This is a genomic window from Citrobacter amalonaticus (assembly GCF_018323885.1).
GTDB classification, from domain to species: Bacteria; Pseudomonadota; Gammaproteobacteria; order Enterobacterales; family Enterobacteriaceae; genus Citrobacter_A; species Citrobacter_A amalonaticus.
On the sequence record NZ_AP024585.1, the window covers coordinates 1,097,944 to 1,123,836 of the forward strand.

Genomic DNA, 25,893 nt, shown 5'->3' on the forward strand with positions numbered 1-25,893 from the left:
CGAGTCTCTCAAATTTTCGCAATCAGAGGTGAAACATCTTCGGGTTGTGAGGTTAAGCGACTAAGCGTACACGGTGGATGCCCTGGCAGTCAGAGGCGATGAAGGACGTGCTAATCTGCGAAAAGCGTCGGTAAGGTGATATGAACCGTTATAACCGGCGATGTCCGAATGGGGAAACCCAGTGCAATTCGTTGCACTATCGTTAACTGAATCCATAGGTTAACGAGGCGAACCGGGGGAACTGAAACATCTAAGTACCCCGAGGAAAAGAAATCAACCGAGATTCCCCCAGTAGCGGCGAGCGAACGGGGAGCAGCCCAGAGCCTGAATCAGCATGTGTGGTAGTGGAACGGTCTGGAAAGGCCGGCGATACAGGGTGACAGCCCCGTACACAAAATTGCATGTGTTGTGAGCTCGATGAGTAGGGCGGGACACGTGGTATCCTGTCTGAATATGGGGGGACCATCCTCCAAGGCTAAATACTCCTGACTGACCGATAGTGAACCAGTACCGTGAGGGAAAGGCGAAAAGAACCCCGGCGAGGGGAGTGAAAAAGAACCTGAAACCGTGTACGTACAAGCAGTGGGAGCCTCTTTAATGGGGTGACTGCGTACCTTTTGTATAATGGGTCAGCGACTTATATTCTGTAGCAAGGTTAACCGAATAGGGGAGCCGAAGGGAAACCGAGTCTTAACTGGGCGTTAAGTTGCAGGGTATAGACCCGAAACCCGGTGATCTAGCCATGGGCAGGTTGAAGGTTGGGTAACACTAACTGGAGGACCGAACCGACTAATGTTGAAAAATTAGCGGATGACTTGTGGCTGGGGGTGAAAGGCCAATCAAACCGGGAGATAGCTGGTTCTCCCCGAAAGCTATTTAGGTAGCGCCTCGTGAATTCATCTCCGGGGGTAGAGCACTGTTTCGGCTAGGGGGCCATCCCGGCTTACCAACCCGATGCAAACTGCGAATACCGGAGAATGTTATCACGGGAGACACACGGCGGGTGCTAACGTCCGTCGTGAAGAGGGAAACAACCCAGACCGCCAGCTAAGGTCCCAAAGTCATGGTTAAGTGGGAAACGATGTGGGAAGGCTCAGACAGCCAGGATGTTGGCTTAGAAGCAGCCATCATTTAAAGAAAGCGTAATAGCTCACTGGTCGAGTCGGCCTGCGCGGAAGATGTAACGGGGCTAAACCATGCACCGAAGCTGCGGCAGCGACACTAAGTGTTGTTGGGTAGGGGAGCGTTCTGTAAGCCTGTGAAGGTGTGCTGTGAGGCATGCTGGAGGTATCAGAAGTGCGAATGCTGACATAAGTAACGATAAAGCGGGTGAAAAGCCCGCTCGCCGGAAGACCAAGGGTTCCTGTCCAACGTTAATCGGGGCAGGGTGAGTCGACCCCTAAGGCGAGGCCGAAAGGCGTAGTCGATGGGAAACAGGTTAATATTCCTGTACCAGGTGTTACTGCGAAGGGGGGACGGAGAAGGCTATGTTGGCCGGGCGACGGTTGTCCCGGTTTAAGCGTGTAGGTGTGTGTTCCAGGTAAATCCGGTTCACTTTAACACTGAGGCGTGATGACGAGGCACTACGGTGCTGAAGTGACAAATGCCCTGCTTCCAGGAAAAGCCTCTAAGCATCAGGTAACATCAGATCGTACCCCAAACCGACACAGGTGGTCAGGTAGAGAATACCAAGGCGCTTGAGAGAACTCGGGTGAAGGAACTAGGCAAAATGGTGCCGTAACTTCGGGAGAAGGCACGCTGATATGTAGGTGAAGCGATTTACTCGTGGAGCTGAAATCAGTCGAAGATACCAGCTGGCTGCAACTGTTTATTAAAAACACAGCACTGTGCAAACACGAAAGTGGACGTATACGGTGTGACGCCTGCCCGGTGCCGGAAGGTTAATTGATGGGGTTATCCGTAAGGAGAAGCTCTTGATCGAAGCCCCGGTAAACGGCGGCCGTAACTATAACGGTCCTAAGGTAGCGAAATTCCTTGTCGGGTAAGTTCCGACCTGCACGAATGGCGTAATGATGGCCAGGCTGTCTCCACCCGAGACTCAGTGAAATTGAACTCGCTGTGAAGATGCAGTGTACCCGCGGCAAGACGGAAAGACCCCGTGAACCTTTACTATAGCTTGACACTGAACACTGGTCCTTGATGTGTAGGATAGGTGGGAGGCTTTGAAGCGCGGACGCCAGTTCGTGTGGAGCCGTCCTTGAAATACCACCCTTTAATGGCTGGTGTTCTAACGTGGGCCCGTAATCCGGGTTGCGGACAGTGTCTGGTGGGTAGTTTGACTGGGGCGGTCTCCTCCTAAAGAGTAACGGAGGAGCACGAAGGTTAGCTAATCCTGGTCGGACATCAGGAGGTTAGTGCAAAGGCATAAGCTAGCTTGACTGCGAGCGTGACGGCGCGAGCAGGTGCGAAAGCAGGTCTTAGTGATCCGGTGGTTCTGAATGGAAGGGCCATCGCTCAACGGATAAAAGGTACTCCGGGGATAACAGGCTGATACCGCCCAAGAGTTCATATCGACGGCGGTGTTTGGCACCTCGATGTCGGCTCATCACATCCTGGGGCTGAAGTAGGTCCCAAGGGTATGGCTGTTCGCCATTTAAAGTGGTACGCGAGCTGGGTTTAGAACGTCGTGAGACAGTTCGGTCCCTATCTGCCGTGGGCGCTGGAGAATTGAGGGGGGCTGCTCCTAGTACGAGAGGACCGGAGTGGACGCATCACTGGTGTTCGGGTTGTCATGCCAATGGCACTGCCCGGTAGCTAAATGCGGAAGAGATAAGTGCTGAAAGCATCTAAGCACGAAACTTGCCCCGAGATGAGTTCTCCCTGACCCTTTAAGGGTCCTGAAGGAACGTTGAAGACGACGACGTTGATAGGCCGGGTGTGTAAGCGCAGCGATGCGTTGAGCTAACCGGTACTAATGAACCGTGAGGCTTAACCTTACAACGCCGAAGCTGTTTTGGCGGATTGAGAGAAAATTTTCAGCGTGATTACAGATTAGATTAACCGGCGAAAGGCGGGTTAATAAACAGAATTTGCCTGGCGGCTGTAGCGCGGTGGTCCCACCTGACCCCATGCCGAACTCAGAAGTGAAACGCCGTAGCGCCGATGGTAGTGTGGGGTCTCCCCATGCGAGAGTAGGGAACTGCCAGGCATCAAATTAAGCAGTAAACTGATGTAAAAATCAGTGGTTGTAGAAAAATTCGGTGGAGCGGTAGTTCAGTTGGTTAGAATACCTGCCTGTCACGCAGGGGGTCGCGGGTTCGAGTCCCGTCCGTTCCGCCACTTATTAAGAGCCCTGAGTTAACACTCAGGGCTTTTTCTTTGCCTTAAATCTAATTGTTGCTAAAAACGCAAAAATCCTCTGCATTTTTCGCTCTTTTTCAACAAAACGCAAAACGTCATAATCCTCTCAGTTAACGAACATGATGAATCAAAGAGGAATTATTATGACTATCCCAGCATTCGGTTTAGGTACCTTCCGTCTTAAGGACGATGTTGTTATTGCATCCGTAAAATCGGCTCTGGCGCTCGGTTACCGTGCTGTCGATACTGCACAAATCTATGATAATGAAGCCGCAGTTGGCCAGGCAATTGCAGAGAGCGGCGTTCCGCGCAATGAGTTGTACATTACGACCAAGATCTGGATTGAGAATCTGAGCAAAGACAAGCTGATCCCTAGCCTGAAAGAGAGCCTGAAAAAACTGCGTACTGATTATGTTGATCTGACGCTGATCCATTGGCCATCACCAAATGATGCTGTATCGGTTGAGGAATTCATGCAGGCGCTGCTGGAAGCGAAAAAGCAGGGACTGACGCGTGAAATCGGTATCTCTAACTTCACTATCCCGCTGATGGAAAAAGCCATTGCAGCGGTCGGTGCTGAAAATATCGCGACTAACCAGATTGAACTGTCTCCTTACCTGCAAAACGGCAAAGTGGTTGACTGGGCGAAAGCACACGGTATTCACATCACGTCTTACATGACGCTTGCATATGGTAAGGCTCTGAAAGATGAAGTGATTACCCGCATCGCGGCGAAACACAATGCCACCGCAGCTCAGGTGATCCTGGCATGGGCGATGGATGAAGGTTACTCGGTCATTCCTTCTTCCACTAAGCGAGAAAACCTGGCAAGCAACCTGTTGGCGCTGGATCTAACGTTAGATGCCGAAGATAAAAAAGCGATCGCTGCTCTGGATTGCAACAATCGCCTGGTAAGCCCGGAAGGACTGGCTCCGCAGTGGGATTAATGCGTTAACCCCTGAATGCCTTTAACCCTCTTTAACAGCTCCTCCGGGAGCTGTTCTTATATATTCACTCAGAAAATCGATAAATGCCCGAATACGCGTACTCACGGCACGATCGCTGTAATAGACGGCGCTGAACGGCATCTCTACCGGCAGGCGTTTATCGGCCATCAGCTCCACCAGTTCACCTCGCGCAATTTCCCGATCAATCATGTAGTCCGACAGGCAGGCAATGCCGTTTCCGCTGAGGCAGAGCTGTTTAAGCGTTTCGCCGCTGTTTGACGAAATTCCACAGACAATCTCGTGAAGTTGCCCATCGCTACAAGCGATAGGCCAGGTGTTGAGGGATACGGGTTCGGTGAAACCCAGGCACAGGTGTGCTTTTAGCTCTTCCACTGTTTCCGGCTTCCCGTATCGTTCAAGATAGTCCGGCGAGGCAATAATCTTCCGATAGCTGTTAAAGAGCGGTCGGGCGCGGAGACTGGAATCCGTCAATGTGCCTGCACGGATTGCAATATCCACTTTTCTCTCGATCAAATTGATAAAGGTTTCAGAGGAAACAAGAGAAAGCGTAATTTCCGGGTAACGTTCGCGGAAAGGCTTTATCAACGGCATCAGAAAATGCAGCATCACCGGCGTGGCGGCATCGATACGGAGCACCCCGCGTGGAGTGCTGCGTGTCTCCATGATTTCCGTTTCTGCCGCCGCCATCTCCTGCAACAAAGACTGGACGCGGCGAAAATAGCGTTCACCTTCTTCTGTCAGGCTGAGCTGCCGGGTTGTGCGGTTGAGTAAACTCACGCCAAGCTTCATTTCCAGCTTTTTTACTGCCCGGCTTACCGCTGAGTTTGCCTGACCTAACTGTTCTGCCGCCCGGCTGAAACTTCCGCTTTCTACCACTGAAACAAAAATGGCGAGTTCTTCTGAAGTTGCTTTCATTTTTGCACCCGAAGCAAAATTGTATTGAGATTTTGGATATTTTTGTTATTAAACCATTCCGGCATACTGCGTGTCATCCGAATACTGATGATATGGAGCGATTTATGCCTCTCGCGTTATTTGCGCTGACAATAAGTGCTTTTGCTATTGGCACAACCGAATTTGTGATTGTAGGCCTGGTGCCGACAATTGCCGAACAACTGGCCATTTCTCTGCCTTCTGCGGGGATGTTGGTTTCCATCTATGCTCTCGGCGTGGCGATTGGCGCGCCAGTACTGACGGCATTGACTGGACGTCTGCCGCGTAAGCCGTTGTTGGTTGCGCTGATGGTCCTGTTCACGGCGGGCAACCTGCTGGCATGGCAGGCTCCTGGCTATATGACGCTGATTGCGGCCCGTTTACTGACCGGTCTGGCTCATGGCGTGTTCTTCTCGATTGGCTCCACCATTGCCACCAGTCTGGTAGCAAAAGAAAAAGCGGCTTCTGCCATTGCCATCATGTTTGGTGGTCTGACGGTTGCTCTGATGACCGGGGTTCCTCTGGGGACGTTCATCGGTCAGTATTTTGGCTGGCGCGAAACCTTTCTGGCCGTTTCTGTGTTGGGCGTGATTGCGCTGATCAGCAGTCAGTGGCTCATTCCGGCGAACATTCCGGGACGCGCCGCGGCGACGCTGCGTGACCAGTTGAGTGTCTTAACGCATCCACGCTTGTTGATCATCTATGCGATCACGGCATTGGGCTACGGCGGCGTCTTTACCGCATTTACCTTTCTGGCGCCGATGATGCAGGATCTGGCGGGTTTCTCGCCTGCCGCAGTGAGTTGGATCTTATTAGGCTATGGCGTATCCGTCGCGGTAGGTAACATCTGGGGCGGAAAACTGGCGGATAAACATGGGGCGGTGCCTGCGCTGAAGTTTATTTTCGCCGCACTGTTTGTACTATTGCTCGTCTTTCAGTTTACCGCCACTATGCATTACGCCGCGCTGGCAACGGTACTGGTGATGGGGATCTTTGCTTTCGGCAATGTACCGGGTTTGCAGGTCTATGTGGTGCAAAAAGCCGAACAATTTACGCCGAATGCGGTAGATGTGGCATCCGGCCTCAACATCGCGGCTTTTAACATCGGGATTGCGATCGGTTCTGTTGTCGGCGGACAGACGGTGGAGCACTTCGGCCTGACGCAAACACCGTGGATTGGGGCATTGATTGTGTTGGGAGCCTTCCTGTTGATGGGGATTAGTGGTCGACTGGATAAACCCGCACGCGTAGCCGTGCTGGGTTAAGTACTTGATGTAAGTGTGTGCTTACAAAACAATCTGCAATTGGTCGTTGAAAGTGTGAGCTAAAATCCCTATAACAGAAGAACCAGTCCGGCACCGGGCTGGTTGACGTTACAGAGGTTTGAAAGTCAAAAGTGCGAAAAAACACCTATGCCATGCGCTATGTTGCCGGACAACCCGCTGAGCGGATTTTGCCGCCCGGGTCATTTTCGAGCATCGGCCAGGCATTACCCGCCGGGGCGCCGTTAAGCAGTGAAGATCGGATCCGTATCCTGGTGTGGAATATCTTTAAGCAGCAGCGAGCGGAATGGCTTTCGGTGCTGAAGAATTTTGGCAAAGATGCGCACCTGGTGTTGTTACAGGAAGCGCAAACGACGCCGGAGCTGGTGAAGTTTGCGACGGCGAATTACCTGGCGGCCGATCAGGTGCCGGCATTTGTTCTGCCACAGCATCCGTCAGGGGTGATGACGCTCTCATCCGCGCATCCCGTATACTGTTGCCCACTTCGTGAGCGAGAGCCTATCCTGCGCCTGGCAAAATCGGCGCTGGTTACCGTCTATCCGTTGCCCGATACGCGACTGTTGATGGTCGTTAATATCCATGCGGTTAACTTTAGTCTGGGGGTCGATGTGTATAGTAAGCAGTTACTTCCAATCGGTGACCAGATTGCGCATCACAGTGGCCCGGTGATTATGGCCGGAGATTTTAATGCCTGGAGCCGACGCCGCATGAATGCGCTGTATCGCTTCGCGCGCGAAATGTCGTTGCGCCAGGTTCGTTTTACTGACGATCAGCGCCGTCGCGCGTTTGGTCGCCCCCTGGATTTTGTCTTTTATCGTGGTCTGAACGTCAGTGAGGCTTCAGTACTGGTCACACGCGCATCCGATCACAATCCGCTACTCGTTGAATTCAGTCCCGGCAAACCTGTGCAGTAAGGTGTGTCAGGTCTGCCGTTGGGGCAGACCTGTAGTGGTGCTGCCCTTTATCTTGCAAACAACCAAAGGACAGCATAATGACAACACACTCCCACCACGATAACGTCGAAAAGCAGTTTGGCTCCCAGGCGAATGCCTATTTAACCAGTGCCGTGCATGCAACCGGTCGCGACTTGCAGCGTCTGGCTGAGCGTCTGTCTGCGTTCCCTCATGCCAGCGTACTGGATATGGGCTGTGGCGCCGGGCATGCAAGCTTTATCGCCGCGCAGAATGTGAAACAAGTGGTGGCTTACGATTTATCTTCGCAGATGCTTGACGTTGTGGCGCAGGCGGCAAAAGAGAAGGGATTAGCCAACATCACCACCAGGCAGGGCTATGCCGAAAGCCTGCCGTTTGAGGATGCTGTCTTTGACGTTGTTATCAGTCGTTATTCCGCGCATCACTGGCATGATGTGGGCAGAGCGCTGCGCGAAGTTAATCGGGTATTAAAACCGGGCGGTGTCCTGATTATTATGGATGTCATGTCCCCAGGGCATCCGGTCCGCGATATCTGGTTACAGACGGTGGAGGCATTGCGCGACACCTCGCACGTTCGCAACTATTCCAGCGGCGAATGGCTGGCGCTGATGAATGATGCAAACCTGATTGTTGATTCGTTGATAACCGACCGTTTGCCGCTGGAGTTTAGTTCATGGGTGACGAGAATGCGCACGCCCGCTGAACTGGTAGATGCGATTCGTCTGTATCAGGTAAGCGCCTCTGCGGAGGTGAAAGCTTACTTCGCTTTACAGGACGAGGGATCGTTTACCAGCGATACCATCATGGCCGAAGCGCACAAAGCGGCATAAAGAAAAAAGGCACCGGGGGAAATCGGTGCCTTTTAATATTGTGAGCTATCAGGAGTCTGGCGTGTTGTTGTTTTTCACAAACAACGTCAGTTGATCGCCGGGCTTCAGATTGTCCGTATCGTTGTTCCAGCGCATGACATCTTTGATGTTAACGCCGTGACGTTTAGCAATGCTCGAAAGCGAATCGCCCTTACGTACACGATAGGTAATGCTGTCGCTGTTTTTAGCCAGTTGCTGTGCACTGTTACCGGCACCCACCGTCAGACTTTGGCCCACTTTCAGCGTTGAACCACGCAGCTTATTCCACTGCTGCAGATCCTTCGTGCTCACGCCGAGACGTGAAGCAATGCCTGAAAGCGTATCGCCAGAGCGAACGGTGTAACTACGACTGTTCAGCGGGGTGTTATCAGCCACCAGAGTGGACTGTACGGCAGCAATTTCGCCAGAGGCCAGAGATTCACGCAGTTTCTCTGCATGCTTCTTTGGTACCATTACGTATTGCGGACCGCTTGCGCCCAGCGTGGAGCCTTTCACACCAGCATTAAAGGTCTTCAGCTTGCTGACGGGAATCCCCGCCATATCGGCAACCTGCGCCATTTCAACCGGACTGCTTAAACGAACACGCGCCAGTGCACGACTTTCGTCTGTGGTTGGCAGACGTACGCCATAACGTTTGCTGTTCTTGAGAATATCACTCAGGGCCAGCATTTTTGGCACGTACAGCTTCGTTTCCTGAGGCAACGGCAACGACCAGAAGTCGGTGGATTTCCCACGCGCTTTGTTCGTTTTAATCGCCTTCATGACCCGACCTTCACCGCTATTATAAGCCGCAACGGTCAGCAGCCAGTCGCCGTCAAACATTTTGTTCAGACGTTGCATCATGTCGAGCGCTGCGGTTGTGGAAGCCACCACATCGCGACGCGCGTCATAACTGCGGGTCTGTTTTAAACCATAATTGCGCCCCGTGCTCGGAATGATCTGCCAGATGCCTGCGGCATTGGCGCCAGACGTCGCATGAGGATCAAAAGCGCTCTCCACTATGGGTAGTAGTACCAGTTCCATTGGCATGTTACGTTTCTTAACTTGCCCGGCTATCCAGTACATATACGGCTCTGCCCGTAAAGTTACATCGTGGAGATAGCTCTTATTGCGTAAATATTTCTGTTTTTGTTCGCGAATCCGGTCGTTTTCCGGAATTCCCATCTTTAGCTCGTCGCCAATGAAAGCCCACAAGTCTTGATCCGGCGCGAGGGACGTCCCATCGTCCATCCATCGAGCCTGACTCGTAAACTTTCCTGCTTCCCCTTGACCAGCTGCAGAAAGGCTCTGTGCGTGCTGTTGGACATTACCGGCGTTTTGAGACGACTGGCAACCCACGAGCAGGACAGAGGCGAGTAAGATCGCTTTTGCCTTCATGTGTGTGTCAATAGTTGCTTAAAAGACGACCGATCATAACGGCGAAGTTTTGAAAAGGCAACCTGCAATTATCAGAAGCTGTCTTTCTTTGACCTTAACCAGGCAAATCGCTCTTCAGGGTGTTGCAATATTGTTTCTTTGTTAATTTCATTAATTAAATCAATATCTTCTGTTCTCAAAAAAATATTATTTTGCCGCTCATTTTTCAGAATAACGGGGAGTGTCATTTGTTTTTTTACCCGTAACTCATTAACTTTACGATAATAATCATTTATGAACGAATCGTGCGGCAGGATGCTCAGAGCAAACTTCATATTTGCTAAAGTATACTCATGGGCGCAACAAATGAGTGTATCGTCTGGAAGTGCGGATATTTTTTTAACTGATTGATACATCTGACTCGCTGTGCCTTCGAACAGGCGTCCACAACCACCCGAAAACAGCGTATCTCCGCAGAAAAGATAAGGATGGCTAAAGTAACAGATATGTCCTAAAGTGTGACCGGGTGTAGCAAATATACTAAATTCATGCCCCAAAATGAGGGCGGAATCGCCATCTTCGACTATATGAGTGACCCCCTTATCTTGTGTCTCTGCTGGTCCGTAAACCACTAGTTTAGGAAAGTTCTGTACCAGTTCTTTCACGCCACCCACATGGTCCTGATGATGATGAGTGAGTAGAATAGCCTCTGGTTGCCACTGGTTTTCGGCAATCGCTTTTAACACCGGCGCGGCGTCGCCCGGGTCCACGATCAGACAACGTCCTTCATCATTACTCAGAACCCAGATGTAATTGTCCTGAAACGCCGGAATACTGTTAAGATTCATAAATTACCTCTCTGTCTATGCATAACGGATGGTTGTGATGAAACCGGCAAGGAACCCTCAAACAGTCGTAGCACCCGATCGCTGGAGCGATTTGCCCTGGGGAGAGTACTATCGTGAGGCGCTGGAAAAACAGCTTAACCCGTGGTTTGCAAAAATGTATGGTTTTCACCTGCTTAAGGTGGGCAATTTAAGTGCAGAAATCAACTCGGAAGCCTGTGCGGTTTCGCATCAGGTTAACGTTTCTGCCAAAGGCTCGCCGGTTCAGGTTCAGGCCGATCCGCTTCATCTCCCTTTTGCCGATAAATCGGTCGACGTCTGTCTACTGGCGCACACGCTACCCTGGTGCGCCGATCCCCACCGCTTGTTACGTGAAGCCGATCGGGTACTCATTGATGATGGCTGGCTGGTACTGAGCGGATTCAACCCGGTGAGCCTGATGGGGCTGCGCAAGCTGGTGCCGGTACTGCGTAAATCGTCGCCTTATAATAGTCGTATGTTTACGCTGATGCGCCAACTGGACTGGCTGTCGCTGCTGAATTTTGAAGTGCTGCACTATAGCCGTTTTCACGTCCTGCCGTGGAAAAAGCAAGGAGGAAAGATGTTGAGTGCACACCTTCCTGCGCTGGGCTGTATGCAGATGATTGTGGCGCGTAAGCGAACGATTCCGCTTACGCTCAATCCGATGAAACAGAACAAGGCGAAAGCGCGCATACCGCAGGCCGTTGGCGCGACCCGGCAATATCGCAAGCCGGACGTTTAAGCTTCGGGCTGATAACCAACGTCTTCCTGAGTAGGATTCATGGCGGCGGCACGGGCAAGCTCATCGCAACGCTCGTTTTCTGGATGGCCGGCATGGCCTTTTACCCACTCCCATTTGATCTGATGCTGCCCGAGAGCGGCATCAAGACGCTTCCAGAGATCGACATTTTTTACCGGTTTTTTGTCGGCAGTTTTCCAGCCGCGTTTTTTCCAGTTATGAATCCATTGGGTGATCCCCTGGCGCACATACTGACTGTCAGTGCTCAAAATGACTTCACAATGTTCTTTCAGGGCTTCCAGGGCGACGATCGCCGCCATCAGCTCCATGCGATTATTGGTCGTGAGGATATAGCCCTCATTAAAGGTTTTTTCGCGCCCGCGATAGCGTAAAATTGCCCCGTAACCGCCCGGACCTGGATTGCCCAGGCACGAACCGTCGGTGAAAATTTCTACCTGTTTAAGCATCTCTGGTAGACTTCCTGTAATTGAATCGAACCGTAAAACGACAAGTCTGACATAAATGACCGCTATGAGCACTGCAATTACACGACAGATCGTCCTCGATACCGAAACCACCGGTATGAACCAGATCGGCGCGCACTACGAAGGGCACAAGATCATTGAGATCGGTGCTGTAGAGGTGGTGAACCGCCGTCTGACGGGGAATAACTTCCATGTCTATCTGAAGCCTGATAGGCTGGTGGATCCGGAAGCGTTCGGCGTCCACGGAATTGCGGATGAGTTCCTGCTGGACAAGCCGACATTTGCCGAGGTGGCGGATGAATTTCTCGATTATATCCGCGGGGCGGAACTGGTCATTCATAACGCGTCGTTTGATATCGGCTTTATGGACTACGAGTTCAGCAAGCTCAACCGCGATATCCCGAAAACCAATACCTTCTGTAAAGTTACCGATAGTCTGGCGCTGGCGAGGAAGATGTTCCCTGGCAAGCGTAATAGCCTGGATGCATTGTGCTCGCGTTATGAGATAGACAACAGCAAGCGTACGCTGCACGGCGCATTGCTCGATGCCCAGATTCTGGCTGATGTTTATCTGATGATGACCGGCGGTCAGACGACGATGGCGTTTTCGATGGAAGGGGAAACCCAGCAGCAGGGCAATACGGGGATCCAGCGGCTTGTACGTCAGGCCAGCAGGCTACGCGTCGTTTTCGCCACCGATGAGGAAGTGGCGGCCCATGAATCGCGCCTCGACCTGGTGGAAAAGAAAGGGGGAAGTTGCCTCTGGCGGGCGTAGAAAGTCGGCAAATGGGGTAAAAACCGCCGCTCGGGTGATTTTTAGAGCAAACGATTAAAAACGTGAGAAAAAGCGTTGACGAGGTGTCTGGCAATCCGTAATATGCGCTTCGTTCCCAAGTGGAACACATCGCGGAGCGGTAGTTCAGTTGGTTAGAATACCTGCCTGTCACGCAGGGGGTCGCGGGTTCGAGTCCCGTCCGTTCCGCCACTATTCAGGAAGCCTGAGTCAGTAATGATTCAGGCTTTCGTCGTTTTTATCTCGTCAAAAAATCAGCGCAGAATAAACGGGTCGGCATCCTGCCAGGCCGGAAACGTCTCCCGATACGCTTTCAGCGCACTCAAAGAAAGTTCCGCGTCAATGCGAGTAGCCTGATGGGCTTCCGCTGTCGCAATGATTTCGCCCTGTGGACTGATAACCCGACTGTCGCCACGATAGTGATGCCCGTTGCCGTCGGTGCCGACGCGGTTACATCCAGCCACCCAGACCTGATTTTCAATCGCGCGAGCCGCCAGCAACGTCTGCCAGTGCTGAGAACGAGGCGCCGGCCAGTTGGCGACATACAGCGCCAGATCATAATCATTCAAATTGCGTGACCATACCGGAAACCGCAGGTCATAACAGACCTGCGGGAGAATGCGCCACCCGCGCCATTCCACGATCACGCGGCGGTTGCCTGGCTGGTAATGATGATGTTCGTCAGCCATTCGAAACAGGTGGCGTTTATCATAAAAGTGCACGTTACCTTCTGGCTCGACCAGTAAAAAACGGTTCACCGCGCCACGTTCTGTCTGAAGCGCGGCGCTACCGGCAATCAGAGCGTTTGTTCGCTGCGCCTGTTTTTGCATCCATGAAATCACCTCCTCCTGAGTGGGCGCTTCTCTGGCAGCCTCCATCGCAAACCCCGTGGTGAACATTTCGGGTAAGACGATGAGATCGCGCCCCATTACCGGTTCCAGTAAAAGGTCAAAGTGACGCAAATTGGCGGGTCCATCCATCCAGACCAGCGGTTGTTGCAGCAGCGTAATTTTCAAACCAGGCACGGTAGGGTCTCCTTGTTGAACAGCATTCTGACACTGTAGCACGTGATTTCAGGAAACGCGGATGATAAAAAGCCCCGCCGAAGCGAGGCTAAAAGGTCATGCGTAAGCGTTACGCGGCTTCGACTTTACGCACTTTCTCTGGCAGCTTTACCGGCTTTGTCGCCAGCTCCTCGGGTTCAAAATCGTCCACATTGATGCTGCGCAGTCGGCTTTCTTCCGCTTTGACCAGAATCGCCGCTTCGTCTTTATCAATGAGCCCTTTGGCCAGCGCATTTTGCGCCAGTTCATCCAGACGGGTGAACGGCAGGTTTTTGCCAATCTCTTTGCAAATACGCTGATGAATAGGGTCGGCGGCCATCACATCCAGCAGCGCTTCTTCCAGTAATCCCACCGGGTTATGCTCGCTCGGCGTCAGATACTGTCCACGGCCGATACGGTCACGGGTGGCGCTCGGTACCTGCAATATCTTCGCGACTTTATGATCCAGCTTATCGGAAGGGGCCAGGTAGTGACGACCGGTCGGGAAGATCACCACGTTCAGCAGGCCAGCCACCAGGCGGTTCGGGAAGTTCTGCAGCAGATCGTCGATTGCCTGTTCCGCTTTATACAGTGCATCCTGCACACCCCAGTGAACCAGCGGCAGGTCCGCTTCATGACGGCCTTCGTCGTCGTAACGTTTCAGAACCGCAGAGGCCAGATACAGCTGGCTCAACACATCACCCAGACGAGCAGATATGCGCTCGCGGCGTTTGAGACTTCCGCCCAGCACAGCCATCGACACGTCAGAGAGTAGCGCCAGGTTCGCGCTCAGGCGGTTAAGATGCTGATAATAACGCTTCGTCGCATCGCGGGTGGGCGTTTGGCTGGTTAAACCACGCGTCAGACCCAACCAGAAGCTGCGCACTTTGTTGCTGCCGACGTGGCCGATATGTTTAAACAGGAGTTTGTCGAACGCATTCACATCGTTATTCTGTGCGGCCGCCATCTCTTCGAGGACATACGGATGGCAGCGAATTGCCCCCTGACCGAAGATCATCATGCTACGGGTCAGAATGTTCGCGCCTTCCACGGTGATGGCGATCGGCGCGCCCTGATAGGCCCGCGCCAGGAAATTACCTTCGCCCAGCATAATGCCCTTGCCACCGGTGATATCCATCGCGTCAATAATTGACTGCTGACCACGATGAGTACAGTGATACTTGACGATTGCCGACAGCACTGCCGGTTTCTCACCGAGCATAATGCCGTAGGTGATGAGGGACGCAGCGGCATCCATTACGTAGGCGTTACCGGCAATGCGTGCCAGCGGTTCTTCAATCCCTTCCATTTTACCGATAGAGATTTTGAACTGACGACGAATGTGGGCATAAGCACCGGTAGCCATCGCAACGGATTTTACGCCGCCGGTCGAGTTAGACGGCAGGGTAATCCCGCGGCCCACCGACAGACATTCCACCAGCATACGCCAGCCCTGACCGGCCATTTTCGGGCCGCCGATGATGTAATCGATCGGAACAAATACATCGTTACCGCGAGTCGGACCGTTCTGGAACGGGACGTTCAGCGGGAAGTGACGACGACCAATTTCCACGCCCGGCGTCGAGGTTGGGATTAACGCGCAGGTGATCCCCAGTTCTTCTTCGCCGCCCAGCAGCTTATCCGGGTCAGAAAGTTTAAATGCCAGTCCCAGGACGGTGGCGATAGGCGCGAGGGTGATATAACGCTTGTTCCAGGTCAAACGCATCCCCAGCACCTGCTGGCCTTGCCATTCGCCCATACAAACAATACCGGTATCCGGAATGGCGCCCGCATCAGAACCCGCTTCCGGGCTGGTCAGCGCAAAGCAAGGGATCTCCTGACCACGCGCCAGACGAGGCAGGTAATGGTCTTTCTGCTCTTGTGTACCGTAATGTTGCAGCAGCTCGCCTGGGCCTAAGGAGTTCGGCACGCCCACGGTAATCGCCAGGATCCCGGAGACGCCAGAAAGTTTTTGCAGCACGCGAGACTGGGCGTAAGCGGAGAATTCCAGCCCGCCGTACTCTTTCTTAATGATCATCGCGAAGAAGCGATGTTCTTTCAAAAACGCCCACAGTTCCGGCGGGAGATCGGCCAGCTCGTGGGTGATCTGGAAGTCGTTCGCCATGCGGCACGCTTCTTCCACCGGGCCGTCGATGAACGCCTGCTCTTCGGCGGTCAGACGCGGCTGCGGATAGTTGTGCAGTTTTTTCCAGTCCGGATTGCCCTGAAACAGATCGCCTTCCCACCAGGTGGTACCGGCATCAATCGCTTCTTTCTCCGTACGTGACATCGGCGGCATCACCTTACGGAAGCCACGGAACACCGGCGCGGAGATCATCGATTTACGCATCGGCGTCACATTGAACGGGACGAGGAGAATGGCCAGCGGAACCAGCAGCCAGATATTCCACAGTCCGGCCACGCCAAGCGCGGCCGTCCATGCGAGCAGAATCAGGCTGCTGAGGAACAGGCTCACGCGGTGATAAAACAGCGCGCCGAGCAGAACAATCGTAGCGAGAATACTCAAAATCATCATAACGAAAAGCTCCCTTGCTTGTAGGAGGTCTGACCACTTGTGATGATATGGTTGTAGTGGATGTGAATTCTTTTAGCAATGTGTTTACAAAATAATTACAACAAAGCTCACATTGTTGCCGATTTCTGCGGCACGAAAAATCAAAAGCCGTCGCCATTGATGTGGCTTATGCTTCTCGCTGCCAGTGCTATCCGGTACACTGCATCCTGTCATTTACATTCATGCTGAAGGATATCCTCATGTACCAGGATCTTATTCGTAACGAACTGAACGAAGCGGCGGAAACGCTGGCGAATTTTTTAAAAGATGATGCCAATATTCACGCCATTCAGCGCGCGGCGGTCCTGCTGGCAGACAGTTTTAAAGCAGGAGGTAAGGTACTGTCCTGCGGTAACGGCGGCTCTCATTGTGACGCCATGCACTTTGCCGAAGAACTGACCGGGCGTTATCGCGAAAACCGTCCGGGCTATCCGGCCATTGCGATTTCCGACGTTAGCCACATCTCCTGCGTCAGCAATGATTTCGGTTACGACTACGTCTTTTCCCGTTATGTGGAAGCGGTAGGGCGCGAAGGCGATGTGCTGTTAGGCATCTCAACCTCCGGCAATTCGGGTAACGTGATCAAAGCCATCGCCGCGGCACGCGAGAAGGGAATGAAGGTCATCACCCTGACCGGTAAAGACGGCGGCAAAATGGCCGGTACTGCCGATATCGAAATCCGCGTTCCGCATTTCGGCTATGCTGACCGTATTCAGGAAATTCATATTAAAGTGATTCATATCCTGATTCAGTTGATCGAAAAAGAGATGGTTAAGTAAGTCTTCGCCGGGGGTTTTGCGCCCCCGCAGTTGTGGAGGTGATGTATGTGCGAACTGCTCGGGATGAGCGCCAATGTGCCTACCGATATCTGCTTTAGTTTTACCGGGCTGGTTCAGCGTGGAGGGGGAACCGGACCGCACAAAGACGGCTGGGGCATCACCTTCTATGAAGGCAAAGGCTGCCGGACGTTCAAAGATCCGCAACCCAGCTTTAACTCCCCCATCGCCAGACTGGTACAGGACTACCCGATCAAATCCTGTTCCGTGATTGCCCATATTCGCCAGGCGAATCGGGGCGAAGTGGCGCTGGAGAATACCCATCCCTTCACGCGTGAACTGTGGGGCCGCCACTGGACCTACGCGCACAATGGTCAGCTTTCGGGCTATAAAACGCTGGAAACCGGCAATTTTCGCCCGGTGGGTGAAACCGACAGCGAAAAGGCATTCTGCTGGTTGCTGCACAAACTCACTCAGCGCTATCCGCGCACGCCTGGCAACATGACGGCAGTGTTCAGGTATATCGCAACGCTGGCGGGCGTACTGCGTGAGAAAGGGGTCTTTAACATGCTGTTGTCTGACGGGCGCTATGTGATGGCATTCTGCTCGACGAATCTGTTCTGGATCACGCGCCGTGCACCGTTTGGCGTCGCCACGTTGCTCGATCAGGATGTGGAGATAGATTTTCAGAAAGAGACCACACCGAACGATGTGGTCACCGTCATTGCCACGCAACCACTGACAGGCAACGAAACCTGGCAAAAGATTATGCCAGGCGAGTGGGCGTTATTTTGTCTCGGGGAGCGTGTAGTTTGACGCCAGCTGCGGCTGAACCACTTCATGACTCAACGGTTTGCTGACGACATAGCGGCCATCGACAACCGACACGGTCGGTGGCTTGCGGGTCTGCTCGAAATAATCGTATCCCGGTTTTAACTGCGACCAGAACTCTTTGTAATACGAATACTTGTGACGCTGCATATTGGCATCGGTCATGCGGAAGGGATAAATACTGACCTGCACACTCGACTGACCAAAGACCAACGCACCGGTGACAAACTGGAAAATCTCATCAATGCCGCTGTCGGTCATGGCGTAACAGCCAACCGAGACGCAGGCACCGTGAATCATCAGATATTTGCCTTCATAACCATGAGCACGGTCATAGGCATTGGGGAAGCCTATATTAATGGCTTTATAAAAGCGGCTGTCAGGTTTGAGCTGGCTACGCTGGACGTTATAAAAACCTTCAGGACTTTTAAAATCGCCCTGGCGTTGTTTTGGACCTAATCCGCCGGAGTAATTACAAATTTTGTAGCTGTCGAGAAGTTGATACTGTTCGCCCATCTTGACGTAGAGATCGAGCGTGCGCTCTTCCTTGAAGATCTGAATATAGACCGGCGATCCCATCAATTGCTGCTTATACTCTTTGCTGATGGGGGTTGTGGAGCTATTGCTACTCAGCAAGCCGGCGAATGACACGCACGGGATCAAAAGCATCGCAATAAATAATGCGATTTTACGCATACTGCTTGTTCCTTGATAAAACGATTGCACACGCCAGAACGGCAAAAATAAGATCCCCAAATCGGACTAATCTGGATTTGGAACGCTCACATTAACACCACGACAGTTTTTCGCAAGCCCCTCGTGGTGCGTTTACAATTTATACAGAACGTTAGCGACACTGGCTGTCAGAACCGGCCCGATTTTGTCCATTTCCGCAGAACGGATGTCAGGCTCGTTGCCAGGGGCATGGCGGATACAATTCACTGATAATAAACCATTAATTTTTTAATTATTGATTATTAAGCCTGGTCAGTTCCTCGCCTGGTTAAACTGTCGCCTCACTGTTTATTTAGGTTATGTTTTTTTATGTTTTTATCCGGTGCTCCGCGCGCCATTCTGCCGGGGCTACTCTCGTTATGTCTCCTTTATTCACCGTTATCTGCAGCCGTCTCTTCACATCAGACGTTTAGCTATGCCGCGACGTTGCGGATGCATAACCGTGAACGTCTGCTCAGTAAATATCAGGCGAAGCGCAGAAGGCAGGCGCATTACATTGTTTCCGGAACCCCGCAGAGCAAGAGAGCGTTGCGCCAGCACAACCGTGAGTTGCTTGAACAGCATCCAGAATGGTTCCCGGGGCCGCTGCGCGCGGACAACCATCGCTGGCAGGAACTGGCAGAAAATAAGGCGTTCCTCACTAGCGACCATTTGCAGAACATCACGGAAGTGGCGATTCATCGCCTTGAGGCGCAACTGGGGAAACCGTACGTATGGGGAGGCGTCAATCCGGATCGCGGATTCGACTGTAGTGGGCTGGTTTTCTACGCCTACAATAAAATCCTGGCGGCCAAATTACCGCGCACGGCAAATGAAATGTATCATTACCGTCGGGCAACCATTGTCGCTAACCGTGACCTGCGCCGTGGCGATCTGCTGTTCTTCCATATACACAGTCAGGATATCGCCGACCATATGGGTGTTTATCTGGGGGATGGACAGTTTATCCAGTCCCCGCGTACGGGCGAAACCATCCGGGTGAGCCAATTGACCGATCCGTTCTGGCAGGATCACTTCCTCGGCGCACGCCGGATCCTCAAGGAAAATACCATCATCTAACAGGCAAGCAGCAACAGGATGATGAAGACAAGCATCATCGTGCCTGCCAGCAACAGATCGACGGGTTCGATGAGCGCGACGTGCGCGGGCATCGCGTCATCTGTTGATTGCGTTTCATTATGTTGTTGCAACTCTTGCTGGCGCACAAACTCCCGGTATGTGCGCCAGTACAATCTGGCGTCATCATGCTGAGCGTCGTTTTCTGAAGGGGATGGGATATTCTGTTGAATGGTCACTCATCAATCCTTTAACTTGAGCAGGCATTTGAAATGCAACCTCCTTGTCGCGTCATCTTTATAAAGCGGCAGAAAAAACGCCGACTTAAACAGCCGGGTAATTATTTAACTCAGTGCCCCCATAATTTTCAGCTCCAGTTCATCTGCCACTTCGTTATAAGACAGAACGTTCAGACCCGGCGCGAAGAGTCGGGCATAGCGCGCCAGCAGCGGACGTAGCGACGGCGCGACCAGCAGCACCGGCTCTTTGCCTGCGGCTTTCATCTGCTCCTTAATTTGCGGCATATTGCTCTGGAACTGATTGAGCATGTTCGGATCCACCGGCACGCTATCGAGCATCACCTTACCGCTCTGCTGCGCCTGATTCACCACGTTAGAAAGCAGGTTTTCCAGTTCGTTATTCAGCGTATAGACCGCCAGTTCCTGCTTGCGGACAAACGGGTGCGTAATGCTGCGACGCAGCGCAAGGCGGATATCAGCGACCAGCAGAATGGGATCTTTCGTTACGCTACTGCTGGCAACCAGCACGGTGGCGATAGTCACAATGTCGCGCAGTGATACGCCTTCAGTCAGCAGCGCCCGATACACTTTCAGCAACTGGCTGTAGTTGAGCGCGGCGCTGAGATCTTCCGCCAGGCGCGGTGCCATTGACGAGAGACGGTTATGCAGCTGCGTAATGTCATCATAATTAAACAGATCGGGAATATAGTTGCGCACCACCTTATTCACGTGCGTGGCAATCACGCTGGCGCTGTCGATCACCTGATACCCCATATTCAACGCTTTCGCCTTCTGCGCTGCCTGGATCCAGGTCACCGGCATCCCGTACGCCGGGTCATTACCCAGAATGCCATCTATCTCGCCGTAAGTTTCGCTGGAAGGCAGCGCCATCAGGCGGTCAGAGGGAATATCGGCTTCATCGGCCTTAATCCCGTTGATATAGATCGCGTACTGGCTGGGCTTTAACCTGAAATTTTCACGAATGCGAATTTCCGGCAGCAGCACGCCGTTGGTATCGGAGATCACCTGGCGCACGCCACGGATACGCTGGGTCAGCGGATTGCCTTTTGATTTATCCACCAGTGAGACCAGCTTATACCCCAGGCTCAGGCTGATTGGCTCAATCAGCGGGATGGTTTCCCAGGTAATCTGCTGCTCGGTCGTTTCGACGATTGTTTTCGTCAGCGTTTCGAGGTTTTTCTCTTCAGCCTCAGCGGCTTTCGGGCGTTTACTCATCCGCCAGGCGGTAAAGCCCAGCAGACCGCTGAACGCGAGGAACGGGAAATGTGGCATTCCCGGCACCACTGCCAGTACAAACATAATGCTGGTGGCGGTATACAGCACCGACGGGTTGGCCAGTAACTGTGCGCGAACATCGGTGGCGATATCGCCATTGTCACTGACGCGGGTCACGATGATCGCGGCGGCGGTAGAGAGCAGAAGAGAAGGGATCTGCGCCACCAGACCGTCACCGATGGTCATCAGCACGTACTGCTGGAATGCCGCTTCGGCACTGAGATTGTATTTAAAAATCCCGATGCACACGCCGCCGATCAGGTTGATCGCCAGAATCATCATCCCGGCGATGGCGTCGCCGCGCACGAACTTCGAGGCCCCGTCCATCGCGCCATAGAAATCGGCTTCGCCGGCGACGTCCTTACGTCGCGTCTGCGCCTGCTGCTGGTTGATAAGCCCGGCATTCAGGTCGGCGTCGATCGCCATCTGTTTGCCTGGCATCGCATCAAGGGTAAAGCGGGCGGACACTTCGGAGATACGTTCAGCGCCTTTGGTGACGACGATGAAGTTGATTGTGAACAGCGTCAGTAAATCCGATCGAGAAAACATTGTGGCGGCGTTGCATGGCCAGTCGATCTTTAATGGCGGGGGCTTAACGGCGCTGAATAAAATTGGTCAAAAGCCGATTACCGCGATGGCAAGCAGGAGTAGCACCCCGCGTAATAAGTCCACCACCGAGGAAACGAACTCAGCAAAAGAACGGATAAAAGTGAGTGAGGCAACCGAAAGAAAAGCGCGTGATGTGAATGAGAAAACGGCGCTGCTGAAAAGAAAATCCGCCTCAGAATTAGGTGAATTGGCCACCAGTATTAATACTGTTGCGCGAAATGCGCACATGGAAACTAACCTGGAAATGGAGATAGTGCCCCAGGGGTTACGTGTGCTGATTAAAGACGACCAAAACCGCAGTATGTTTGAGCGTGGCAGTGCACGGATCATGCCGTTCTTTAAATCGCTTCTGGTTGAGCTGGCGCCGGTTTTTGACTCGCTGGACAATAAGATCATTATTACCGGGCATACGGATGCCATGGGTTATAAAAATAATATTTATAACAACTGGAACCTGTCAGGGGACAGAGCGTTATCCGCACGTCGCGTACTGGAAGAAGCGGGGATGCCGGAGGATAAAGTGATGCAGGTTAGTGCGATGGCTGACCAGATGCTGCTGGATACCAATAATCCGGAAAGCGCAGGAAACCGACGCATCGAAATAATGATTCTGACCCAGAGCGCAGCCGATACTTTGTATCAATATTTTGGTCAGCATGGTGAAAAAGTGGTTCAACCGTTGGTGGAGAAACTGGATAAAAAACAGCACCTCGCTGCATTACATCGCAACCCGATACCACAGTAGTCACGACGCTGGAATTCGTCGCGTTGTTCGGGTGAGCGATCGCTTCCCATTTATTGATTTCACTGTATACTTAAACAGTGTTTCGGGAGGTGGGTGATGCGTAAAATCATACATGTTGATATGGACTGTTTTTTCGCCGCGGTTGAGATGCGGGACAACCCGGCGTTGCGCGACATCCCTATTGCCATTGGCGGCAGCCGTGAGCGCAGAGGCGTTATCAGCACCGCCAACTATCCCGCCCGTAAATTTGGCGTGCGCAGCGCGATGCCGACCGGTATGGCGCTGAAACTGTGTCCGCACCTCACGTTATTACCGGGCCGTTATGAGGCCTACAAAGAAGCCTCCCGCCAAATCCAGTCCATTTTCGCCCGCTATACCTCATTAATTGAGCCGCTGTCACTGGACGAGGCGTATCTGGACGTCACGGACAGTACACACTGTCATGGGTCAGCCACGCTTATCGCTCAGGAAATACGCCAGACGATTTTCAACGAGCTGCAACTTACCGCCTCGGCGGGCGTGGCGCCGGTGAAGTTTCTGGCCAAAATTGCCTCCGATCTGAATAAACCCAACGGACAGTATGTCATTACGCCGGATGATGTGCCGGCGTTCCTCAGTACGTTGCCGCTGGGGAAAATTCCCGGCGTCGGTAAAGTGTCTGCGGCAAAACTGGAAAGCATGGGGCTACGCACCTGCGGTGATGTCCAGCAGTGCGATTTGGCGACATTACTTAAGCGCTTCGGTAAGTTTGGGCGGGTATTGTGGGAGCGTAGCCAGGGAATCGACGAACGGGATGTCAATAATGAACGCTTACGCAAATCGGTCGGCGTGGAACGCACCATGGCGGAAGATATTCATCAGTGGTCTGACTGTGAGGCGATCATTGAGCAGTTATATCCGGAACTCGAACGGCGACTGGCGAAAGTCAAACCCGATTTATGCATTGCTCGCCAGGGGGTAAAGCTCAAGTTCAATGACTTTCAGCAAACCACCCAGGAACACGTCTGGCCGAAGCTGAATAAAGAAGACCTGATTTCTACTGCGCATAAAACCTGGGATGAGCGGCGGGCAGGGCGGGGGGTAAGGCTGGTGGGGCTGCACGTAACGCTACTCGATCCGCAACTGGAACGGCAGTTATTGCTGGGGTTATAAAGAGCAAAATGCCGGATAAGGCGCAACGCGCCGCCATCCGGCATTTTTATAGCACGACAGCCGTAACTTACTTCGTCGGAATCGCTTTCAGCAGTTCGGTCAGAAGCGTCCAGTAATGACTGACGCTTTCGATATGCACCTGCTCATCCGGTGAGTGTGGACCGGTAATGGTTGGCCCGATAGAGACCATATCCATATCCGGGTACGGTTTCTTAAACAGACCGCACTCCAGACCCGCGTGGATAATCTGGATGTTCGGCGTCTTGTTGAACAGACGCTGATAGGTTTCGCGCACCAGATGCATCACCGGTGAGTTCGCATCCGGCTGCCAGCCAGGGTAGCTCCCTTTCGCTTCGGTTTTCGCGCCTGCCAGTTTCCCCAGCGAATCCAGCATGCTAACGACATAGTCTTTACCGGTGTCGATCAGCGAACGGATCAGGCAATGGATTTCGACGTTGTCGTCGGTCATGGTGACGACGCCCACGTTCAGTGAGGTTTCAACCACGCCTTTTGCGACGTCGGAATTGCGGATCACACCGTTCGGCGTGGCGTTCAGCAGACGGATAAAGCCATCGCGAGATTGTGCGGTCAGTGCGGCTTTATCGCTCGCGGCGCTCTCCAGCAGAACCACCAGGTTTTTCTCTTTTTCAGCCAGTTCGTTTTTCAGAATGTCCTGATAAGCGTTAACCCGCGCTTTCAGAGCCTCTACGTTGTCTGCCGCAACGGCAACGGTCGCAAAGGCTTCACGTGGAATTGCGTTACGCAGCGTACCGCCGTTGAAATCGACCAGACGCAGATCCAACTCTTCAGCATGACCGGCCAGGAAACGAACCAGCAGTTTGTTCGCGTTGCCAAGACCAACGTGGATTTCGCCACCGGAGTGACCGCCTTTCAGCCCTTTCAGCGTCAGCTTAAAGGTCTGGAAACCTGCCGGAACGGCTTCGCGGGTCAGCGGCAGGTTAGAGGTGAAGTCGATCCCTCCTGCGCAACCCATGTAGATCTCACCTTCTTCTTCCGAGTCGGTGTTGATCAGAATATCCGCCTGCAGCCAGTTGGCCTGCAGACCAAATGCACCGTCCATCCCCGCTTCTTCGGTCATGGTCAGCAGCACTTCCAGCGGTCCGTGAACGACGCTGTCGTCAGCCAGAACCGCTAATGCGGAAGCCATCCCGATGCCGTTATCGGCGCCCAGTGTGGTACCACGCGCTTTCACCCATTCGCCATCAATATAAGGCTGGATCGGATCTTTGGTGAAATCGTGCACAGTGTCGTTGTTTTTCTGCGGCACCATGTCCAGGTGCGCCTGCAGAACCACCGGTTTACGGTTTTCCATTCCCGCACTGGCCGGTTTGCGAATCAGGATATTCCCTACCTGGTCGCGCTCGACGTGGAAACCTTTCTCGTTTGCCCAGCCGATGATGTGCTCAGCGAGCTGCTCTTCATGATAGGACGGGTGAGGAATTGAACAGATTTTTGCAAAAATATCCCACAGCGGTTGCGGGGAGAGTTGAGATAGTTCAGACACGATAATTCTCCTTGTATACCCGTCATACTTTAGGTGGTATTCAGGCTATAGATGCGCTGCAAACAGGCTTGCAGGTCACAGGGTTAGCAGGTTAATTATTACCACAAGTCTGGCTTGCGAGATGCGCTTGAGAATACCACTTTCTGCGCCCGCTGCGAGTATAAAGCACGTAAAAAGAGGGCCCGATTCCGCGAAACACTGGTTTTTGGTGGCTCAGATCTCTATAATCTCGCGCAACCTATTTCCCCCTCGAACACTTTTTAAGCCGTAGATAAACAGGCTGGGACACTTCACATGAGCGAAAAATACGTCGTCACCTGGGACATGCTGCAGATCCATGCACGCAAACTGGCAAACCGCCTGATGCCTTCAGAACAGTGGAAAGGCATCATTGCCGTTAGTCGTGGTGGTCTGGTGCCGGGCGCATTGCTGGCACGTGAACTGGGCATTCGTCATGTCGATACCGTATGCATTTCCAGCTACGATCACGACAACCAGCGTGAACTGAAAGTTCTGAAACGCGCTGAAGGCGATGGTGAAGGCTTTATCGTCATCGACGATCTGGTGGATACCGGTGGTACCGCCGTGGCTATCCGTGAAATGTACCCAAAAGCGCACTTTGTCACTATCTTCGCGAAACCGGCGGGTCGTCCGTTAGTCGATGATTACGTGATTGATATCCCGCAGGATACCTGGATTGAGCAGCCGTGGGACATGGGCGTGACCTTCGTTCCGCCGATTTCTGGCCGCTAATCTCTGACTTTTT

General features: G+C 52.8%; 21 protein-coding genes, 2 tRNA genes, 2 rRNA genes and 1 pseudogene. 16 read left to right on the forward strand and 10 right to left on the reverse strand.

Annotated features, from left to right (window positions below):
• Positions 1-50 precede the first annotated feature (50 nt).
• The 4 genes from KI228_RS05250 to dkgB all read left to right on the forward strand — a co-directional run bounded on the left by KI228_RS05250 (position 51) and on the right by dkgB (position 4,268).
• Positions 51-2,957: ribosomal RNA gene (locus KI228_RS05250) — 23S ribosomal RNA — on the forward strand.
• 96 nt (positions 2,958-3,053) lie between these two features.
• Positions 3,054-3,169, forward strand: a 5S ribosomal RNA gene (gene rrf / locus KI228_RS05255).
• A 54-nt stretch (positions 3,170-3,223) separates the two neighbouring features.
• Positions 3,224-3,300, forward strand: a tRNA-Asp gene (locus tag KI228_RS05260).
• A gap of 164 nt (positions 3,301-3,464) precedes the next feature.
• Entirely contained in the window at positions 3,465-4,268 is an 804-nt protein-coding gene (gene dkgB / locus KI228_RS05265; protein ID WP_061070500.1) for a 2,5-didehydrogluconate reductase DkgB, read from the forward strand.
• Positions 4,269-4,289: 21 nt separating this feature from the next.
• Here dkgB and yafC read toward each other — a convergent pair whose 3' ends face one another.
• On the reverse strand, positions 4,290-5,204 hold the full coding sequence (gene yafC / locus KI228_RS05270) for a DNA-binding transcriptional regulator YafC (RefSeq protein ID WP_044258795.1): 915 nt from the start codon (positions 5,202-5,204) through the stop codon (positions 4,290-4,292).
• Positions 5,205-5,308: 104 nt separating this feature from the next.
• Here yafC and KI228_RS05275 point away from each other — a divergent pair, with 104 nt between their 5' ends.
• The 3 genes from KI228_RS05275 to KI228_RS05285 all read left to right on the forward strand — a co-directional run bounded on the left by KI228_RS05275 (position 5,309) and on the right by KI228_RS05285 (position 8,267).
• Positions 5,309-6,487: an MFS transporter gene (locus KI228_RS05275; RefSeq protein ID WP_061070499.1), complete on the forward strand. Its 1,179-nt coding sequence runs from the start codon at positions 5,309-5,311 to the stop codon at positions 6,485-6,487.
• Positions 6,488-6,618: 131 nt separating this feature from the next.
• On the forward strand, positions 6,619-7,419 hold the full coding sequence (locus KI228_RS05280) for an endonuclease/exonuclease/phosphatase family protein (protein ID WP_042997839.1): 801 nt from the start codon (positions 6,619-6,621) through the stop codon (positions 7,417-7,419).
• A 77-nt stretch (positions 7,420-7,496) separates the two neighbouring features.
• Entirely contained in the window at positions 7,497-8,267 is a 771-nt protein-coding gene (locus KI228_RS05285; RefSeq protein ID WP_054177343.1) for a class I SAM-dependent methyltransferase, read from the forward strand.
• 48 nt (positions 8,268-8,315) lie between these two features.
• On the opposite strand, the gene mltD is transcribed toward KI228_RS05285, so the two are convergent.
• Positions 8,316-9,683, reverse strand: a complete 1,368-nt coding sequence (gene mltD / locus KI228_RS05290; protein WP_042997837.1) for a murein transglycosylase D — start codon at positions 9,681-9,683, stop codon at positions 8,316-8,318.
• Positions 9,684-9,754: 71 nt separating this feature from the next.
• Positions 9,755-10,510, reverse strand: coding sequence for a hydroxyacylglutathione hydrolase (gene gloB / locus KI228_RS05295; protein ID WP_044258798.1), 756 nt, complete (start codon positions 10,508-10,510; stop codon positions 9,755-9,757).
• Between the two features lie 37 nt (positions 10,511-10,547).
• Between gloB and KI228_RS05300 the strand changes: the two genes are divergently transcribed.
• Positions 10,548-11,270 carry a class I SAM-dependent methyltransferase gene (locus KI228_RS05300; RefSeq protein ID WP_044265108.1) on the forward strand — a complete coding sequence of 241 codons (723 nt, stop codon included), beginning with the start codon at positions 10,548-10,550 and terminating at the stop codon, positions 11,268-11,270.
• Here the strand turns inward: KI228_RS05300 and rnhA are convergent.
• On the reverse strand, positions 11,267-11,734 hold the full coding sequence (gene rnhA, locus KI228_RS05305; protein WP_042997834.1) for a ribonuclease HI: 468 nt from the start codon (positions 11,732-11,734) through the stop codon (positions 11,267-11,269). The genes KI228_RS05300 and rnhA overlap by 4 nt on opposite strands.
• Before the next feature lie 64 nt (positions 11,735-11,798).
• Here rnhA and dnaQ point away from each other — a divergent pair, with 64 nt between their 5' ends.
• Together dnaQ and KI228_RS05315 are read left to right on the forward strand one after the other, a co-directional pair.
• Positions 11,799-12,527, forward strand: coding sequence for a DNA polymerase III subunit epsilon (dnaQ, locus tag KI228_RS05310; RefSeq protein WP_044258800.1), 729 nt, complete (start codon positions 11,799-11,801; stop codon positions 12,525-12,527).
• A gap of 133 nt (positions 12,528-12,660) precedes the next feature.
• A tRNA-Asp gene (locus KI228_RS05315) sits at positions 12,661-12,737 on the forward strand.
• A gap of 62 nt (positions 12,738-12,799) precedes the next feature.
• Here KI228_RS05315 and KI228_RS05320 read toward each other — a convergent pair.
• Both KI228_RS05320 and fadE read right to left on the reverse strand, forming a co-directional pair.
• The gene (locus KI228_RS05320; protein ID WP_061070498.1) at positions 12,800-13,570 is read right to left on the reverse strand and encodes an amidohydrolase; all 771 of its coding nucleotides are present in this window, start codon (positions 13,568-13,570) and stop codon (positions 12,800-12,802) included.
• Positions 13,571-13,679: 109 nt separating this feature from the next.
• Positions 13,680-16,124: an acyl-CoA dehydrogenase FadE gene (gene fadE / locus KI228_RS05325; RefSeq protein ID WP_042997831.1), complete on the reverse strand. Its 2,445-nt coding sequence runs from the start codon at positions 16,122-16,124 to the stop codon at positions 13,680-13,682.
• Between the two features lie 239 nt (positions 16,125-16,363).
• Between fadE and lpcA the strand changes: the two genes are divergently transcribed.
• Both lpcA and KI228_RS05335 read left to right on the forward strand, forming a co-directional pair.
• A complete protein-coding gene (gene lpcA / locus KI228_RS05330) occupies positions 16,364-16,942 on the forward strand; it encodes a D-sedoheptulose 7-phosphate isomerase (RefSeq protein WP_028017728.1) in 579 nt (192 codons plus the stop codon).
• A gap of 45 nt (positions 16,943-16,987) precedes the next feature.
• A complete protein-coding gene (locus KI228_RS05335; protein ID WP_044258806.1) occupies positions 16,988-17,755 on the forward strand; it encodes a class II glutamine amidotransferase in 768 nt (255 codons plus the stop codon).
• Here KI228_RS05335 and dpaA read toward each other — a convergent pair.
• Positions 17,726-18,466: a peptidoglycan meso-diaminopimelic acid protein amidase gene (dpaA, locus tag KI228_RS05340; RefSeq protein WP_042997828.1), complete on the reverse strand. Its 741-nt coding sequence runs from the start codon at positions 18,464-18,466 to the stop codon at positions 17,726-17,728. The two genes, KI228_RS05335 and dpaA, sit on opposite strands and share 30 nt — an antisense overlap.
• Positions 18,467-18,814: 348 nt before the next feature.
• On the opposite strand from dpaA, the gene KI228_RS05345 reads away from it, so the two are divergent.
• Positions 18,815-19,564: a C40 family peptidase gene (locus tag KI228_RS05345; protein WP_071888436.1), complete on the forward strand. Its 750-nt coding sequence runs from the start codon at positions 18,815-18,817 to the stop codon at positions 19,562-19,564.
• On the opposite strand, the gene KI228_RS05350 is transcribed toward KI228_RS05345, so the two are convergent.
• Positions 19,561-19,800, reverse strand: a complete 240-nt coding sequence (locus KI228_RS05350; RefSeq protein WP_042997826.1) for a hypothetical protein — start codon at positions 19,798-19,800, stop codon at positions 19,561-19,563. The genes KI228_RS05345 and KI228_RS05350 overlap by 4 nt on opposite strands.
• Positions 19,801-19,905: 105 nt before the next feature.
• A pseudogene (locus KI228_RS05355) lies at positions 19,906-21,624 on the reverse strand (flagellar biosynthesis protein FlhA); the annotation flags it as partial.
• Between KI228_RS05355 and lafU the strand changes: the two are divergent.
• Both lafU and dinB read left to right on the forward strand, forming a co-directional pair.
• Positions 21,590-22,450, forward strand: coding sequence for a putative lateral flagellar export/assembly protein LafU (gene lafU / locus KI228_RS05360; protein WP_172961318.1), 861 nt, complete (start codon positions 21,590-21,592; stop codon positions 22,448-22,450). The pseudogene KI228_RS05355 and the gene lafU sit on opposite strands and share 35 nt — an antisense overlap.
• Before the next feature lie 96 nt (positions 22,451-22,546).
• Positions 22,547-23,602 carry a DNA polymerase IV gene (gene dinB / locus KI228_RS05365; RefSeq protein ID WP_044265098.1) on the forward strand — a complete coding sequence of 352 codons (1,056 nt, stop codon included), beginning with the start codon at positions 22,547-22,549 and terminating at the stop codon, positions 23,600-23,602.
• A gap of 67 nt (positions 23,603-23,669) precedes the next feature.
• Here the strand turns inward: dinB and pepD are convergent, their stop codons facing one another.
• Positions 23,670-25,127, reverse strand: coding sequence for a cytosol nonspecific dipeptidase (gene pepD / locus KI228_RS05370; RefSeq protein WP_042997822.1), 1,458 nt, complete (start codon positions 25,125-25,127; stop codon positions 23,670-23,672).
• Positions 25,128-25,421: 294 nt separating this feature from the next.
• On the opposite strand from pepD, the gene gpt reads away from it, so the two are divergent.
• The gene (gpt, locus tag KI228_RS05375) at positions 25,422-25,880 is read left to right on the forward strand and encodes a xanthine phosphoribosyltransferase (RefSeq protein ID WP_042997821.1); all 459 of its coding nucleotides are present in this window, start codon (positions 25,422-25,424) and stop codon (positions 25,878-25,880) included.
• The last annotated feature ends 13 nt before the right edge of the window (positions 25,881-25,893 follow it).